General features: G+C 73.9%; 11 protein-coding genes. 9 read left to right on the top strand and 2 right to left on the bottom strand.

From position 1 onward, the window contains the following. The first annotated feature begins 272 nt into the window (after positions 1-272). The 5 genes from ACIPRD_RS09015 (at position 273) to ACIPRD_RS08995 (ending at position 6,773) form a co-directional block, all read left to right on the top strand. Complete coding sequence (locus tag ACIPRD_RS09015) at positions 273-2,135, top strand: NlpC/P60 family protein (protein ID WP_401561407.1); 1,863 nt, start codon at positions 273-275, stop codon at positions 2,133-2,135. Positions 2,136-2,433: 298 nt separating this feature from the next. Next, entirely contained in the window at positions 2,434-3,798 is a 1,365-nt protein-coding gene (locus tag ACIPRD_RS09010; RefSeq protein WP_356404972.1) for an FAD-dependent oxidoreductase, read from the top strand. A gap of 556 nt (positions 3,799-4,354) precedes the next feature. Then, positions 4,355-5,608, top strand: coding sequence for a hypothetical protein (locus ACIPRD_RS09005; protein WP_401561404.1), 1,254 nt, complete (start codon positions 4,355-4,357; stop codon positions 5,606-5,608). Between the two features lie 73 nt (positions 5,609-5,681). Next, positions 5,682-5,990 carry a YkvA family protein gene (locus tag ACIPRD_RS09000; RefSeq protein WP_356404968.1) on the top strand — a complete coding sequence of 103 codons (309 nt, stop codon included), beginning with the start codon at positions 5,682-5,684 and terminating at the stop codon, positions 5,988-5,990. Positions 5,991-6,056: 66 nt separating this feature from the next. Continuing rightward, entirely contained in the window at positions 6,057-6,773 is a 717-nt protein-coding gene (locus tag ACIPRD_RS08995; protein ID WP_401561402.1) for a 2-phosphosulfolactate phosphatase, read from the top strand. A gap of 105 nt (positions 6,774-6,878) precedes the next feature. On the opposite strand, the gene ACIPRD_RS08990 is transcribed toward ACIPRD_RS08995, so the two are convergent. Continuing rightward, positions 6,879-8,078 (bottom strand): hypothetical protein, encoded by a 1,200-nt coding sequence (locus ACIPRD_RS08990; RefSeq protein ID WP_401561399.1) that lies wholly within the window; start codon positions 8,076-8,078, stop codon positions 6,879-6,881. A gap of 324 nt (positions 8,079-8,402) precedes the next feature. Here ACIPRD_RS08990 and ACIPRD_RS08985 point away from each other — a divergent pair, with 324 nt between their 5' ends. Then, positions 8,403-11,144, top strand: coding sequence for a SpoIIE family protein phosphatase (locus ACIPRD_RS08985; RefSeq protein ID WP_401561397.1), 2,742 nt, complete (start codon positions 8,403-8,405; stop codon positions 11,142-11,144). 117 nt (positions 11,145-11,261) lie between these two features. After that, positions 11,262-12,581, top strand: a complete 1,320-nt coding sequence (locus ACIPRD_RS08980) for a tetratricopeptide repeat protein (RefSeq protein WP_401561394.1) — start codon at positions 11,262-11,264, stop codon at positions 12,579-12,581. A 12-nt stretch (positions 12,582-12,593) separates the two neighbouring features. Here the strand turns inward: ACIPRD_RS08980 and ACIPRD_RS08975 are convergent, their stop codons facing one another. Next, positions 12,594-14,432, bottom strand: coding sequence for a glycoside hydrolase family 15 protein (locus ACIPRD_RS08975; RefSeq protein ID WP_356404960.1), 1,839 nt, complete (start codon positions 14,430-14,432; stop codon positions 12,594-12,596). Positions 14,433-14,731: 299 nt separating this feature from the next. Here ACIPRD_RS08975 and ACIPRD_RS08970 point away from each other — a divergent pair, with 299 nt between their 5' ends. Beyond that, positions 14,732-14,938, top strand: a complete 207-nt coding sequence (locus tag ACIPRD_RS08970) for a hypothetical protein (RefSeq protein WP_356404958.1) — start codon at positions 14,732-14,734, stop codon at positions 14,936-14,938. A 353-nt stretch (positions 14,939-15,291) separates the two neighbouring features. After that, positions 15,292-16,698 carry a Si-specific NAD(P)(+) transhydrogenase gene (gene sthA, locus ACIPRD_RS08965; protein WP_401561389.1) on the top strand — a complete coding sequence of 469 codons (1,407 nt, stop codon included), beginning with the start codon at positions 15,292-15,294 and terminating at the stop codon, positions 16,696-16,698. The last annotated feature ends 145 nt before the right edge of the window (positions 16,699-16,843 follow it).

Below are 16,843 nucleotides of genomic sequence, written 5' to 3'. Positions count from 1 at the left end.
CGCCGCCTCACGGTAGCGGGGCCTTACGACCGCGGGGACGCGGCCGTCCGGAAGCGGCGCACCAGTGTGCCCGCTCGAACGCCGCAACGAACATCACAAATACGTATCGGACATTCCGCCCGCCAACCTTCACACCAGGGACACAAGTTGGCTAGGTTGACGCCAGGCCACCCCGGCTCCCTCCAGTCGGCCCGCAACGGCGCACCGGACGGAGGACCGATTCCGGGTTCCGGCCCAACTGCCCTGCGGGGCGAGGAAGGAGCGCATCTTCCATGGCGCCGGAGAACCCCGACGAGATTCGGCAGCGGATCGACTCCCTCTACGCACGGGCCGAGAACGACACGGGGAACTTCAACGCGACCCGCGCGAGGTCGGCGGCGACGCGCAGGCGCGACGCCGCGCCGGCACGGCGGTCGGCACAGCGCACGGACCCCGCTCTCGACGCGGTGACCAAGCAGTGGTTCGACGCGGCCCGCGCGTCGTTCGGTCCGACGGTGGCCGCGGTGCTCCCGGCCGACCGGCTGCCGGCGCCTCAGGAGCTCCCGTCCCGCGGGGACGCGGACGGTCCCGGTGCGCTGCCGCTGCCCTCGCCGGCGGAGCTGCCCGCGCTGCCTTCCGGACCCGGCGGTCAGAACGGACCTCTCGGACTGCCCGGGCTGCCGGGGCCGCGTGCGCTGCCGGAGCTCACCGGCGGCGCCACGTCGGCCCAGGACGCCCGGCCACGGCTCGCCGTGGAGGCGGCCGGCGCGGGGGCGCTCGGGGGCGGCCCGCTCGCGGAACTGCCGCCCGTGCGGCTCCCGGAGGGTGCGGGCGGCCTGGCCGAGACCGCGGTGCTGCCGGTCGCGGCGCTGCCCGCCGCGCAGGAGGCCGCCGTACAGGCTCCGGCGCCGCTGCCCACCGCTCCCGCGGGTCTGCGGCGCCCCTCCCCCGCGGAATTCAAGGCACGCAACCAGCGCAAGCTCGGCACCGCGCGCGAGCTGATGGCCCGGCGGAACACGCCCGCCTTCCCCGGCGCCGCCGCGCCGGACCCCCTGACCGACACGGGCTCTTTCGCGTACCCCGCGTACACGGAACCCGCGCAGATGCCCCCGGTCACCGACACCGGGGCGTTCGCCGCCCTCCCGAACCCGGCGGACACCGGCTCCTTCGCGGTCCCGGGGGCGTACGCCTCCTCTCCCGGTACGGGGTCCTACGCGACCCCCGGCACTCCCGCGCCCCCTGCCTCCCCGGCGGACACGGGCTCCTTCGCGACCCTGGGGGCCTACGCCTCCTCTGCCGACACCGGGTCCTACCCGGTCCCCGGCGTACCCGCGCCCCCTGCCTCACCGGCCGACACGGGCTCCTTCGCGACCCTGGGGGCGTACACCTCGTCTCCCGATACGGGGTCCTACGCGGCCCCCGGCACTCCCGCGCCCACCGCGACCCCTGCCTCACCCGCCGACACCGGTGGCTTCGCGGCCCTGGGCATCCCCGGCTCCCCCGCCGACACCGGCTCCTTCCCGGCCCCGGGCGCGTACGCCTCCCCGGCCGGCACGGGATCCTTCGCGACCCCGGGCATCCCCGCGTCCGCGGCCGGCACCGGGTCCTACGCGGTACCCGGCGTCCCCGCGTCCCCCGCCGACACAGGCGGCCTCCCGCTCCCGTCGGCCGCCGCCCCGTGGACCGACACCGGGTCCTTCTCCCTCGGTACCCCCGGTGTGCCGATGCCGCCGCACGCGGGCCCCGGCGACACCGGGTCCTTCGCCGTCCCGGCGCCCTCTCCCGAGTCGACCCACGCCGGTCGCGCGGCGAAGGCCATCGAGTTCGCTCGGGCGCAGCTCGGCAAGCCCTGTGTCTGGGGGGCGACCGGTCCTGACTCCTACGACTGCTCCAGCCTCACCCAGGGGGCGTGGCGGGCGGCCGGGGTGACGCTGCCCCGCAGCGCGGCCCAGCAGGCCCTCGGCGGTGCCCCGATGACCCTCGCGGGCATCGAGCCCGGGGATCTCGTGCTGTTCTTCGACGACGACCGGCACGTGGGCCTCTACGTGGGCGAGGGCATGATGATCCACGCGCCGGGCCCGGGGGCGACCATCCGCGAGGAGTCGATGTACGGGGCGGGCGAGCAGGCCATCCACCGGGTGATCCGTCCCGCGTGAGGCCCGGCGGGAGCGGGACGCTCACGGCCTCGGTCGCACCCGCACCCACACCCACGACCGACCGGTCAGGTGTCCGCCGGACCGGTCCGCCACCTAGGCCGACCGCGCTGCGCCGGGCCGACCGACCGGTCGGGTGCCGGAGCAGCCGGCGCGGCTCCCGGGGCGGCCCGAGCGGGCGCCGAGCCGCCCGCAAGATCGACGCGTGACGCGACGAACCGGACCCGCATAGTTACTTAGGACTGCCTTAGTTTAGGCTTCCTGTTCGAGTCGCCTGTTCACGCTCGAAGGGAACCTGATCATGTCGCGCCCCCTGCGGGTAGCCATCGTCGGAGCCGGCCCCGCCGGGATCTACGCCGCCGACGCCCTGCTCAAGTCCGGGGTGGCCGCCGACCCCGGCGTGTCCATCGACCTCTTCGAGCGGATGCCCGCTCCGTTCGGCCTGATCCGGTACGGCGTGGCCCCCGACCACCCGCGCATCAAGGGCATCATCACCGCCCTGCACCAGGTGCTCGACAAGCCGCAGATCCGTCTGTTCGGCAACGTCGACTACCCCACCGACATCAGCATCGACGACCTCCGCGCCTTCTACGACGCGGTGATCTTCTCGACCGGCGCGACGGCCGACCGCGAGCTGTCCATACCCGGGATCGAGCTGGACGGCTCCTACGGCGCCGCGGACTTCGTGTCCTGGTACGACGGCCACCCGGACGTGCCGCGCACCTGGCCGCTGGAGGCCGAGAAGGTCGCCGTGCTCGGCGTCGGCAACGTCGCGCTCGACGTGGCGCGCATCCTCGCCAAGACGGCCGAGGAGCTGCTGCCGACCGAGATCCCGGCGAACGTCCACGACGGGCTGAAGGCCAACAAGGCGCTGGAGATCCACGTCTTCGGCCGCCGCGGCCCGGCGCAGGCGAAGTTCAGCCCGATGGAGCTGCGCGAGCTGGACCACTCCCCGAACATCGAGGTCATCGTCGACCCCGAGGACATCGACTACGACGCGGGTTCGATCGAGACGCGGCGCGGCAACAAGCAGGCCGACATGGTCGCCAAGACCCTCGAGAACTGGGCGATCCGGGACACCGGCGACCGCCCGCACAAGCTGTTCCTGCACTTCTTCGAGTCCCCCTCCGAGATCCTCGGCGAGGACGGCAAGGTCGTGGGCCTGCGCACCGAGCGCACCGCTCTCGACGGCACGGGCAACGTCAAGGGCACCGGCGCGTTCAAGGACTGGGACGTCACCGCGGTCTACCGCGCCGTCGGCTACCTCTCCGACAGGCTCCCCAAGCTCCCCTGGGACCTGGAGTCGGGCACCGTCCCGGACCAGGGCGGCCGGGTCGTCGAGGAGGGCGGCACGCACCTGCAGTCGACGTACGTCACCGGCTGGATCCGGCGCGGCCCCATCGGCCTCATCGGCCACACCAAGGGTGACGCCAACGAGACGGTGTCCAACCTCCTGGACGACTTCGCGAACGGCAGGCTGCACACGCCCGCCTCGCCGGCCCCGGAGGCCGTCGACGCCTTCCTGGCCGAGCGGAACGTGCGCTTCACCACCTGGGAGGGCTGGTACAGGCTGGACGCCGCGGAGCGCGCGCTGGGCGAGCCCCAGGGCCGCGAGCGCGTGAAGATCGTCGAGCGTGAGGACATGCTGCGCGAGAGCGGAGCCTGATCCCCCCGGCCCCTACGGGGCCGGCCCCCGACCCCGGCATGCCCGTCTCGTGGCCTGCCGGGGTCAGCCATGTCGCCCCCTCCGTGCCGCCCCCGCTCTCCCTGCCGCCCCCGCTCCCCCGCAGTCCGTGCGAGGCGCACCTGAGAAGCCGGCCACCAGCCACCGGCGCGGACGCGGACGCGGATGGGAAGGCGGACGGGAAGGCGGTCGGAAAAGCGGACGGGAAGACGGTCGGTGGATTCACCGAAGAGTTGTGGGAGATCCTGTGACGGACTCGCGGTGGACTGGTGCGGAAGCCCGGTCCACCGCGTCGCGGCAGGCGTCCGGCCGACCGTGCCCGCCGGCTCGCCGCCCGGTACCCGGAGCCTGCCCAGGCGCCCCGAAAACGGGCGCACGCCCCGGGCGTGCGCCCCTGAGCGTCATCCCGCGCCGTGTGCTCCGGCCCCGGCCGACCGTGCGCGCGCCCGTGCCTCCGACACCCGTGGGGGCACCCGGAGCTCCGGTCGGCGATGGGTGATACTGGAAGGCGCACCCGCCCCCATCAGCAGATTGGCTCATGTCGAACTCCGCCACCGACCGCGCCACCATCCCGCAGACCGTCTGGGCGGCACGTGGCCGTCACACAGGTCCCGCCACCGAGGACGTCGTCCGCCGTACCCTGCGCCGCCGCAAGGAGAGCGGGGACATCGACGACTTCGCCGAGCCTTCCGCGCCCGAAGGATCGGCCGACCGGATCCACGAGGCCCGATGGCGGGTCGGCGACGGGGTCACGGTCCGGGCGCGGCTGACCCTCGTACCCCGGCAGCGGCGGCTGGGAGAGCACGAGTGGACGCTCGTCGCGGAGGCGGAGCGCCCGTGGGACGAGGCCTGGCCCTCTCCCGCCACTGTGTTCTGGCCCGAGGGCGGTACGCCGCTGGGCTACGACGGCGACTGGGACCACCATCCCACCGTCGAGGACCTGCGCTTCCGGGAGGTCAACGACCTGCCCGAGGACGACAAGGAGATGCGTCGGCGGCTGCGGGAAGCGGCCCGCGAGGCCTGGTGCGTCAACCTCGTCGTGCACGAGGCGATGACGCCGGACGAGGACGGCCGGCTGCCGCTCGCGCGGCTCCTCCCGCCGTCGCTGCGGCACCGGGTGCTGGAGCACCGGGCCGCGCCGCAGCAGTTCCGGGCCGTCAACTGGGCGCTGAAGGCCCTCGGTGTCGAGGTGCCGCGGGGCGGCGCCGTCCTGCTGCCGCCGGACCCCGCGCCGGACGGGTACGAGGCCCGCGACCACTGCGTGCGCAGCGTCTTCCTCGACGGCTCCGAGCCGACCGAACTCCTGGACGCCGTACGGCACTTCGCCGCCCTGCGCCGCCCCATGCCGCACAGCCTGGAAGCGGCGCTGTCGGACCTGCGCGACAACTGGACCCTGCTGACGCTCCAGGAGCAGCTGGAGCGCGAACGGGAGCGCGTCGCGCGGTACGCCGAGGCGCTGGAGGCCATGACCAGGTCGCGGGACCTGTACCGGCAGGCCGCCGAGGACGCCCACGAGGCCCTGGCCGCCTATCGTGAGACGTCCTCCGCCGCGGCCCTCCCCCAGCAGCGGCCCGGTGCGCGGGCACAGTCCCCGCTGCAGCAGTTGACGCGTACCTTCGAAAGGCTCAGGTTCACGAACAAGGGGTCACCACCCGCACTGCCCCCGGCCGCGTCACCGTCCGCGTCCTCGTCCACGTCGGTGGGCGGGTCACCGGACGGTCCGCCCGGAACCGGCCGTGACGAGGCGGAGCACGACGGCCCCGGGCACGACGACAAGGACCGGCCGTCGTAGCCGGTCCGGAACCCTTCACCGGACCGGGCCCGTCGGCCGGTACGGACCGACCGACGGCGAGCCAGGAGGCCGCATGGATTCCACCACGACCCTGCTGGTGATCGGCGGTGTCGTCGCCGCTCTGGTGCTGGCGGTCGCCGTCGGCCTGCTGATACGGCTGGTGCGCGCCCGGCGCAGTCTGCGGCGGGCCGGCCTGCCCACGGGTCCGCGCTGGGTGTTCTGGGGCGCGGTCCTGTACCTCGTCCTGCCGACCGACCTGCTCCCCGACCCCGTCTACCTGGACGACATCGGCGTCCTGCTGCTCGCCCTGCGCACGATGCGCGCCCCGCGCCCGCTGCCGTCCGAGCCCGAGTCCGGCAAGGTCTGGGCCGACGACGCGTGAGGCCCCCGGCCGGTCCTGGCCGGGAAAGTCCGTACCGGCGGTCGCCGCGCGGCGCATCATGGAGCGATGCAGCCCACCTACACAGGGATCGCTGACGCGCCAAGGGCACCCGAGGTCGCCGTGGTCGTCGATGTGATGCGCGCGTTCACCGTGGCCGCCTGGGCGTTCCGGGGCGGCGCGGAGAGGATCGTCTTCGCCGCCACTCAGGAAGAGGCGCTGCGGCTCAAGTCCCGGCACGGCGACTGGCTGGCCTTCCAGGACGGCCCGCCGGTGCCCGGCTTCGACCTGGCCAACTCGCCCGCTCTGCTGCGCTCCCTCGATGTGCGCGGCCGTACCGTCGTACAGAAGACGGCGGCCGGAACGGCGGGGGCACTGGCCGTCGCGGACGCGCGGCTGCTGCTGTGCGCGAGTTTCGCGGTGGCCGGGGCGACGGCACAACTGCTGCGGCGGGCCCGGCCGGAGGCGGTGACCTTCGTGGTGACCGGGGACGGCGGCCGGGCGGAGGAGGACCTCGCCTGCGCCCAGTACATCGCGGCCCTCGCGGCACCGGACGGCGCCGGTACCGACGCGGCCCCCGTCGTCGACCCGGCCCCCTACGTGGAGCGGGCCCGGCGCTCCGGGGGCGCCGGGCGGCTCGCCGAGGGGGTGCGGCTGGGCTGGGAGGGTGTCCACCCCGAGGACGTGTCCATGTGCCTGGAGGTGGACACCCTTCCGTTCGCCATGGTGGCCGGCCGGGTGGACGGTCACCTGGTGCTGCGTCCGGTCGACGCGGCGTCCCGCTGAGTCATCGGCTCGGCGTCCCGCTGACCCGGCGGCACGGCGACTCGGCGTCCCGCAGACTCTGCGGTTCAGCGTCCCGCCGGCTCTGCGGCTCGGCGTTCCGCCGGATCAGCGGCCCTCGCTCCGGCGGGAGTTGGCCGTCGTGAGGGCGGTCAGCAGCACCACCAGTGCCGCGAGGGCGGCCGCCGCGGCGACCGTGCCCGCGATGCCGGGCGGGGCGAGCATGGCCGTCGCGGGCCCGGCGGGGTCCGGCAGGCCGAAGCGTCCGCCGAGCACCTGGGTGGCGGCGAGGGACGCCGTCACGACCAGCGTGACGGTGGCCGCCACCAGCCGTATCTGCACCGCGCGCACGAGCAGCGCCAGTGCGAGGAGCAGACAGGACCCGGACGCGAGGAGGGTGGCCGCGAGGACGCCGTGGGACAGCCCGGTCCAGGCGTGCGGGGCGTGCGCCACCCCGCACAGGAAGACCGTCAGCGCGGCCGCGCGGGCGATCCACAGGACCGCCGCGGGCGGCCGTCCCGCCACGGGCACCGCCTCGGGCGCCGCCTCCGGAGCCCGGGTCTTCGGGGCCGGTGCGGCCGGTGTCGCGGGCGCCGCGGCGGCGGGCGGGGACCCGGACCCCGCGGGGGCCGCGGACGGGGTTCCGGCGGTGGCTGCGGCGGCCGGTGCGGGCGGAGCCGCGGCGGGCGGCGGCGGGTCGGTGGTGCCCGGTTGCGGTCGTCCGGCGGACAGCCGGCCGATCAGTTCGGCGAGTTCCTCGACCGGGCGGCTGACGGCCGCCGCCTCGACGGCCGCGCGCCCGCAGTGCGGCTCCACGGGGGTGCGGTGCAGCAGCGCCATCAGCTGGGAGACCTCGTCCACCGGTCGGTGCTGGGCGGCGGCGCGGATCGCCACATTCGCGCTCTCGGTGCCGCTGGAGCGGCCGGCGAGGAGGGTGACCAGACGGGTGACGTCCTCGACGGAACGGTCGACTCCGGCGGCGCGCAGCGCGTCGGCCGTGGCCGGGGCCTGTTCCGGGGAGCTCTCCAGCAGGGTGATGAGCTGGACCACGTCCTCCAGCGGACGGTCGGCGACGGCCGTGTGGAGCAGACCGTGCAGCGGATCCCCGTAGGGGTCCTGGTCCGCGCGCGGAGCCTCGGCCTGCTGTTCCGGGGGCGCTGCGGGGCGGAATCCGGCCTCGGGGGCGGGATCCGAGTCGGGCTCGGCGTCGGGGTCGGGATCGGGGGAGGCTGTGGCGACGGCCGTGGGGGCTGTCGCCGGAGGTATGGCGGGGTCGTCGGGGCAAAGGGCGGAAGAGCGGGTGTTCATCTCGGCTCCTGGAGAAGGATGCGACCGCACCAACACCCCCGAGTGCGGCACGCGGCGTTACGCACACCATTACTAGGAGCCGGTGCGCGGTCCTGCCACTCGGGTGCGGCAGTGGTGTGAGAGGCATGGCGCGAAGGGACGACCCGGACGACGGGGACGGGTGACGCGCGTAGCGGCACGCGCGTCGGCCGGCGACGGGGACGCCGGCCGTGGCGGCGAGGGCGGCCTCGGCCGCACCGGCGATGCACACGCGTCACCGACTTCACACCTGTCTCTCGCACAACGCCCTCGCCTGTCGGGGCCCGGCGGTGTAGACATGGGCACATGGTGCGACTGCCCGGCCGGCCCGACACGCGGCCGCTCCGTCCGTTCGGGCACCGCCATGCCTCCGCGGGCGCACCGCAGCCGGGCAGGAGCGCGGCGGACGAGAGCAGGCCCGGGATGCTGCGGGCGGCGGTGACCGGGCGCAGCGTGGCGGGGCAGGTGTTCCTGCTCCAGGTGGTGATCGTGCTGCTGCTGGTCGTCTCGGCCGTGGTGGCGCAGGTGCTCCAGGTGCGGCACGACAGCAGCGTGGAGGCCCGCAACCGTTCGCTCGCCGTGGCCGAGTCGTTCGCCAACGCACCCGGTACGGCCGCGGCTCTGCGCACACCCGATCCGACCGCGCTGCTCCAGCCGTCCGCCGAGGCCGCCCGCAAGTCGGCCGGGGTGGACTTCGTCGTGGTGATGAACACCGACGGCATCCGCTACACGCACCCCCAACCGGACCGCATCGGCAAGAAGTTCGTCGGCACCATCGGACCGGCCGTGGCCGGCGGGACGGTCGTCGAGCAGATCAACGGGACGATAGGCCCGCTGGTGCAGGTCGTGGTGCCCGTGAAGGACAAGGCCGGCATGGTGGTCGGTCTGGTGTCGGCGGGCATCACCACCGCGCACGTCGGCGGCACCGCCGACCAGCAGTTGCCCCTGCTGCTCACCTCGGCGGCCGCGGCACTCGTGCTGGCCACCGCGGGCACCGCCCTGGTCAGCAGGCGGCTGCTGCGGCAGACGCACGGGCTCGGGCCGTACGAGATGACCCGGATGTACGAACACCACGACGCGGTGCTGCACGCGGTGCGCGAGGGTGTGCTGATCGTGGGCGGCGACGGCCGGCTGCTGCTGGCCAACGACGAGGCGCACCGGCTGCTGGGCCTGCCCGAGGACGCCGAGCTGCGGCACGTGCTGGATCTGGGGCTCGACGACGAGACGGCCGGGCTGCTGGCCTCGGGCCGGATCGCGACCGACGAGGTCCACCTGGTCAAGGACCGGCTGCTGGCCATCAACCAGCGCCCCACCGACCTGCGCGGCGGCCCGCCGGGCAGCGTCACCACCCTGCGCGACTCCACGGAGCTGCGCGCCCTCTCCGGCCGCGCCGAGGTGGCACGCGAGCGGCTGAACATGCTGTACGACGCCGGGGTGGGCATCGGGACCAGCCTGGACGTGACCCGCACGGCGCAGGAGCTGGCCGAGCTGGCGGTGCCCCGGTTCGCGGACTTCGCGACCGTGGACCTGTACGAGACGGTGCTGAAGGGCGAGGAGCCGCGACCGGGCACCGCGCTGCTGCGGACGGCCTGCGCCGGTGTCCGCAAGGACGCGCCGCTGTATCCGGTGGGCGAGCGCATCCGTTTCGTGCCGACCTCGCCGCAGGACCGCAGTCTGACGACCGGGCAGTCGGAGGTGGTGCCCCGGCTGCGCGACGCGCCGGGGTGGCAGGCGCAGGACCTGGAGCGCACCGAGGAGATCATCGGCTACGGCATCCACTCGCTGATCACCGTGCCGCTGCGGGCGGGCAGTCTGGTCCTCGGGGTGACGACCTTCTGGCGGGCGGAGAAGCCGCAGCCGTTCGACGCGGAGGAACTGGAGCTCGCCGAGGAGCTGGTCGCGCGGGCCGCCGTGTCCATCGACAACGCCCGCCGGTACACCCGCGAGCACAGTCTGGCGGTGACGCTCCAGCGCAGTCTGCTGCCGCGCACGCTGCCCGAGCAGGACGCCCTGGAGATCGCCTACCGCTATCTGCCGGCGCAGTCGGGTGTGGGCGGCGACTGGTTCGACGTGCTGCCGCTGTCCGGCGCGCGGGTCGCGCTCGTGGTCGGGGACGTCGTGGGGCACGGTCTGCACGCGGCGGCGACGATGGGCCGGCTGCGCACGGCCGTGCACAACTTCTCCTCGCTCGATCTGCCGCCGGACGAACTGCTCGGTCTGCTGGACGAGCTGGTGGGCCGCATCGACCAGGACGAGACCCCGGCGGACGGCGCGGCCGCGGTCACCGGGGCGACCTGCCTGTACGCGGTGTACGACCCGGTGTCCCGGCGGTGCACCGTCGCGCGGGCCGGTCATCCGCCGCCCGCCGTCGTGCACCCCGACGGCAGCGTGGAGTTCCCGGACGTGCCCGCCGGTCCCCCGCTGGGGCTGGGCGGGCTGCCGTTCGAGACCGTCGATCTGGAGCTGCCGGAGGGCAGCCGGCTGGTGCTGTACACCGACGGGCTGGTGGAGGACCGGGACCGGGACATCGACGAGGGTCTCGACCTGCTGCGGGACGCGCTGAGCCGTACGGCCGGGGCCTCGCCGGAGGACACCTGCCGGGCGGTGCTGGAGGAGCTCCCGGCCCGGCCCCGCGACGACGTCGCGCTGATCGTGGCGCAGACCCATGTCCTCGGTGCCGACCGGGTGGCGCACTGGCAGGTGCCGTCGGATCCGGCGGCCGTCGCGCAGGTGCGGGCCGCGGTGACCCGTCAGCTGTCCGAGTGGGGCCTCGACGAGCTGTCGTTCACCACGGAGCTGATCCTGAGCGAGCTCGTCACCAACGCCATCCGCTACGGGCGCGGTCCGATCGGCGTACGGCTGCTGCGCGGCCGCTCGCTGATCTGCGAGGTGTCCGACCACAGCACCACCTCGCCGCATCTGCGGTACGCGGCGAGCACCGACGAGGGCGGCCGGGGCCTGTTCCTGGTCGCGCAGCTCGCCGACCGCTGGGGCACCCGGTACACGCCCACCGGCAAGATCATCTGGGCGGAGCAGCCGCTGCCGTGAGTGGACCGCCGGGGTGAGGGCGGCGGGTTGAGGGTGGCCGGGTGAGGGCGGCGGGGTGCCGCCTGCGGACGGGAAATGTGTTGAGGACACATCAGGTGACAGGCGATGCTCTGCGTCATGTTCTCGCGCAGGAATCGACGTCCGAAGTCCCCCGAACTCCTCAAGGCCTGGGAATCCCTCGAGTCCGGTGACGTACCGGGCGCGCTGCGGCAGTTGCGGGCCGCCGGCGAGGACCAGCCGCTGAACGAGGTGGCCCTGGTGGTGAAGCGGGCCGCGGACACGGCGGGCTTCACGGATCTGGCCGAGGCGGCGGCCGGTCTGGCCCGCGATCCCGGGGAGCCGCGCGCGCTCTACGACTTCGGGTACGCCTGTGTCGAGCGCGGCGTGTCCTACCTGGCGGTGCCCGCCCTGCGGGAGGCCCTGCGCCACCGCCCGGACTCGCTCGGTGTGCTGCGCGAGCTGGTGTCCGCCTACGAGGACGAGGGCCGCCACCACGAGGCGATGACCGAACTGGCCCGGCACGAGGACCGGTTCACGCAGTGGCCCGACCGCTATCTCCTGGTGTTCAACGCGATCATGGCCGGTGACCTCGCGGTGGCCCGGCACCACCACGCGCTGCTCGACGACCCGCAGGACCCGCAGTGGCGGGCCCCGCGCGACCGGCAGAGCCGGATGCTGGGCCGCGCGGCCGCCGTCGAGGGAACGGGCGCCCTCGACACGGCGGATCTGCGCGGCTGGCAGTACGTGCTCGGCGGCACCGTGCTGGGCACGGTCTCCCCGTTCGGTCTCGACGCGGGGATGAACGGCCGGTACGCCTGGCTGCAGGACGATCCCGCGCTGTGCCTGCGCGGCCTCACACGGCTGCGGACGCTGCTGGAGGCGGCCGGGGTGCGGCCGCGCTCGGTGTCGCTGCTGCCCGACCGCGACTCGCGCGTCCTGGGACTCGCCGCGGCCGAGGTGCTGGGCCTTCCCGCCGAGCCGTTCGCGCCCGGCCGGCAGAACACGGTGGTGATCGCGTACGACGTCAACGAGGTGGCGGCCCACGACGACGGCCCCGAGACCCTGCAGCAGCTCGTCGAACGGGTGCCGGGCCAGGTGCTGCACGAGCACGCGGGCAACTGGACGGACCCGCCGGCCGTCACGCCGGACAGCGTGGGACTGCTGCACCAGACGGTGGTGGCCCCCTGGGGCGAGCAGCTGCGCCAGGGCGCGGACGGCGGGGTCGAGCGCGGACCCGCCGACGACAGGCCGGAGGCGGAGATCGCCGCCTCGGTCACGGCGGCGGATCCCGGCGCCGGGGACGGGGACGGTGAGGGTTCCGCCGACACCGACGAGTCGTTCACCGCGTTCGTCACGGCCGTACGGGACACCTGGCTGGACGGACCGCGCACCCGCCTCACCTCGGCCGGCCCGGTGCCGAGTTCGCGGTTCCGCTGACCGGGGCGGCGGTCAGCCGAGGGCGCGGTCGAGGTTGAACGCGGCGCTGATCAGCGAGAGATGGGTGAACGCCTGGGGAAAGTTGCCCTGTTGCTCCCCGGTGCGGCCGATCTCCTCGGCGTACAGGCCGAGATGGTTGGCGTAGGTGAGCATCTTCTCGAAGGCGAGCCGGGCTTCGTCGACGCGTCCGGCGCGTACGAGCGCCTCGACGTACCAGAACGAGCAGATGGAGAAGGTGCCTTCGTCGCCCCGTAGTCCGTCGGGGCTGGCCTGCGGGTCGTAGCGGTAGACGAGGGAGTCGGAGACCAGGTCCTCGGACAGGGCGTCCAGGGTGGAGAGCCACTTGGGGTCGGTGGGCGCGATGAACTTGGCGAGCGGCATCATCAGCACGGACGCGTCGAGCACGTCGCCGTCCTCGTACTGCACGAACGCGCGCCGCCGCTCCGACCAGCCGCGCTCCATGATCCGCCGGTAGATGGCGTCGCGGGACTTGCGCCAGCGGGCCAGCTCGGCGGGCAGCCCGCGCCGGTTGGCGAGCCGGATGGCGCGTTCCACGGCCACCCAGCACATCAGGCGCGAGTACAGGAAGTTCTTGCGTCCGCCGCGGGTCTCCCAGATGCCCTCGTCGGGCTGGTCCCAGTTGTCGCACACCCAGTCCACCAGGTGGCACACGTCGTCCCACTGGCCGCTGGAGATGGGCTGGGCCCACTTGTCGTAGAGGTAGATGGAGTCGATCAGGGCGCCGTAGATGTCCAGTTGGAGCTGGTCGGCCGCGGCGTTGCCGACCCGGACCGGGGCGGAGCCCTGGTGGCCCTCCAGGTGGGGCAGTTCGCGCTCGGGTATGTCGCAGCGGCCGTCGATGCCGTACATGATCTGCAGGGGGCCGGAGGGGGAGCCGTCGCCCGGACTGATGTGCGTGGTCAGGAACTTCATGAACGCCTCGGCCTCGCCGCTGAAGCCGAGCCGCAGCAGCGCGTAGACGGCGAACGCCGCGTCGCGGACCCAGACGTAGCGGTAGTCCCAGTTGCGCTCGCCGCCCAGTTGCTCGGGCAGGCTGGTGGTGGGCGCGGCGACGATGGCGCCCTTCGGGGCGTAGGTGAGCAGCTTGAGCGTGAGCGCGGAGCGGTGCACCATCTCGCGCCAGCGGCCCCGGTAGCGGGACTGGCGGAGCCAGCGGCGCCAGTAGTCGACGGTGGCGTTGAACTCGCGTTCGGCCTCGGCGTGGGCGCACGCGCGCGGGGCCACCACGTCGCCGACGCGGTCCAGCGCGAACACCGCGGTCTCGCCCTCGCCGAGCTTGAAGTCGGCGCGCGCGTCCCGGCCGTCGCACTCCATGGCGACGGTGGCGGTGAGCGCCAGGGACAGGTCGGTGGAATCGAAGACGACGGTGTCGTCCGGGCAGCTCAGCGTGTGGGGGTCGGCGCCGTAGTTGAAACGCGGTGCGACGAGGACGCGGAAGGGCACGGTGCCGCGTACGCAGACCACCCGCCGGATCAGCCGGTGCCGGCCGTCCTCGCCGGACGACTCCGCGGTGACCGGCATGAAGTCCTGCACCTCGCCGACCCCGTCCTCGGTGAAGAAGCGGGTGATCAGGACGTTGGTGTCGGGGAAGTAGAACTGCTTGGTCCGGGCCGGTACGGCGGCGGCCAGCTCGAAGCGGCCCCCGCGCTCGGCGTCGAGGACCGCGGCGAAGACGCTGGGCGCGTCGAAGGAGGGGCAGCAGTACCAGTCGATGGTGCCGTTGCTGCCGACCAGCGCCACACTGCGGAGGTCGCCGATGAGGCCGTGCTCGGCGATCGGCAGGTAGCGGGTCTCTCCGGACTGGTCCTGCTGGAAGGGCGTCTCGGCCATCGCTGCGGCCTCCCGGTACGGGGTGCGGGGTGCTTCCAGCTTAGGGGGGTGGCTCTCCGGCCGTCGTGGATCGGGCCGAGGGCCGGAAGTGCCATCCCCTCTCGGGGAGTGTTCTCCACCGGCCAGGGCAGGCGCCTGGCACCCGCTGCGTGCGGGCCCGCCCCGGTGTTCCGCGGCGCCCCGCGGCGTCGTCCGGTGTCCTCCGGATGCAGGGTGCGCCGAGGCGGACCATGGTGAGAGTGTGCCCCGTTCGGGGGCACCGGCACGGATGCGGTCATCCGGACCGAGGAGGAGGCATCATGTCGAGGTCAGCACCTGAAGAGTCCATGTCGTCCGACGACCACTGCACCCCGGACGCCCTGCTCCACACCGCCCCCTCGCGGGACGTCACACCGGAGGACCTGGTGATGGCGGCGGGCAGGGACGTCACTCCGAAGAACCTCGACTGGGCGCGCCGCAAGATGGAGACGGAGGGGCCGGCGGCCATCGAGAAACTGCTGCCGTAGGACGTCCGGGGACCACACGACAACGGGGGCCCGGCCGGGCGCGACGGCGCCGCGGGCGGGTCCTGCGGGCTGAGGCTCACGGCCCGCCGGGTGTCTCCGGCGGGCCGAGGCGTACGGGACAGCTGGGCGCGTCCTGCGGGCCGAGGCGTACGGCCCGCCGGGTGCGTCCTGCGGGCCGAGGCCTGCGGACAGCCGGGCGCGTCCGGCGGCCCGTGGCGTTCGGGCCTTCGGGCCGGTGGGGTCGCTGCGTGCGGCCCCGTCCCGGGTGCGGCGCGCGGGAGGGGCGGCGGGAGGCGATCTCCCCGGTGCGGAGGCCTTCCGTCCGACGCCCGGGTACTGCCAGACTCCCGAGCGTGCCCGACTTCGACATGCTTGTCATCGGATCCGGACCCGGGGGCCAGAAGGCCGCCATCGCAGCGGCCAAGCTGGGCCGCCGGGTCGCCGTCGTCGACCGCCCCGACATGGTCGGGGGCGTCTCCCTGCACACCGGGACCGTCCCCTCCAAGACCCTGCGCGAGGCCGTGCTCTACCTGACCGGCCTGACCCAGCGCGATCTGTACGGGCAGAGCTACCGCCTCAAGGAGGACATCACCGTCGCCGACCTGACCGCGCGCACCCGGCACGTGGTCGGCCGCGAGGTGGACGTCGTACGCAGTCAGCTCTCCCGCAACCACGTGGCTCTGTACTCCGGGACCGGGCGTTTCACCGACCCGCACACGATCGCCCTGCGCGACGACGCGGGCGGCCAGGAGCGGCGGCTGAGCGCGGAGCACATCGTCATCGCCACCGGCACCAGGCCGGCCCGCCCGGACACCGTGGCGTTCGACGGGCGGACCGTCATGGACTCCGACAACGTGCTCTCGCTGGAGCGGGTGCCGGCTTCCATGGTCATCGTGGGTGCCGGTGTGATCGGCATGGAATACGCCAGTATGTTCGCCGCGCTCGGCAGCAAGGTGACGGTCGTCGAGAAGCGGGCCGCCATGCTGGACATGTGCGACGTCGAGGTCGTGGAGTCGCTCAAGTACCACTTGCGGGACCTCGCGGTCACCTTCCGGTTCGGGGAGACGGTGGCCGCAGTCGAGCGGCACGCACGCGGCACCCTGACCATTCTGGAGAGCGGCAAGAAGATCCCGGCGGACACCGTGATGTACTCGGCGGGCCGGCAGGGTCTCACCGACGGCCTCGACCTGGAGAAGGCCGGACTGGCGGCCGACCCGCGGGGCCGGATCGAGGTCGACGAGCACTACCGCACCGAGGTGGAGCACATCTACGCCGTCGGTGACGTCATAGGTTTCCCCGCCCTCGCGGCGACTTCCATGGAGCAGGGCAGGGCGGCCGCCTATCACGCCTGCGGCGAGCCGGTCGGGCGGATGCACAACCTCCAGCCGATCGGGATCTACACCATCCCCGAGATCAGTTTCGTCGGCCGTACCGAGGACCAGCTCACCGAGGACCGGGTGCCGTTCGAGGTGGGCGTCGCCCGCTACCGGGAGCTGGCCCGCGGGCAGATCATCGGGGACTCCCACGGCATGCTCAAGCTGCTCGTCTCCCCGGTGGACCGCACCCTGCTCGGCGTGCACTGCTTCGGCACGGGGGCCACCGAGCTGATCCACATCGGGCAGTCCGTGATGGGCTGCGGGGGCACGGTGGACTACCTCGTCGACGCGGTGTTCAACTACCCGACGCTGGCGGAGTCCTACAAGGTGGCCGCGCTGGACGCGACGAACAAGCTGCGGCAGATCGACCACCTGGAGGAGTAGACCTCCCGGCACGACGCGGCGCGGGGCCCCCCCCCCCCGGGGGGGGCCCCCCCCCGGGGGGGGGGGCCCCGCCCCGGGGGGGGGGGGGGGGGGGGGGGCCCGCCCGGCCCGCCCATAAACACGCATCGGGGCCCGATGCCCACCC

Source organism: Streptomyces sp. NPDC090108 (assembly GCF_044747185.1).
GTDB lineage: Bacteria > Actinomycetota > Actinomycetes > Streptomycetales > Streptomycetaceae > Streptomyces.
The sequence above is the reverse complement of the archived record's forward strand: the minus strand, read 5'-3'. Positions and strand labels throughout refer to the sequence as shown.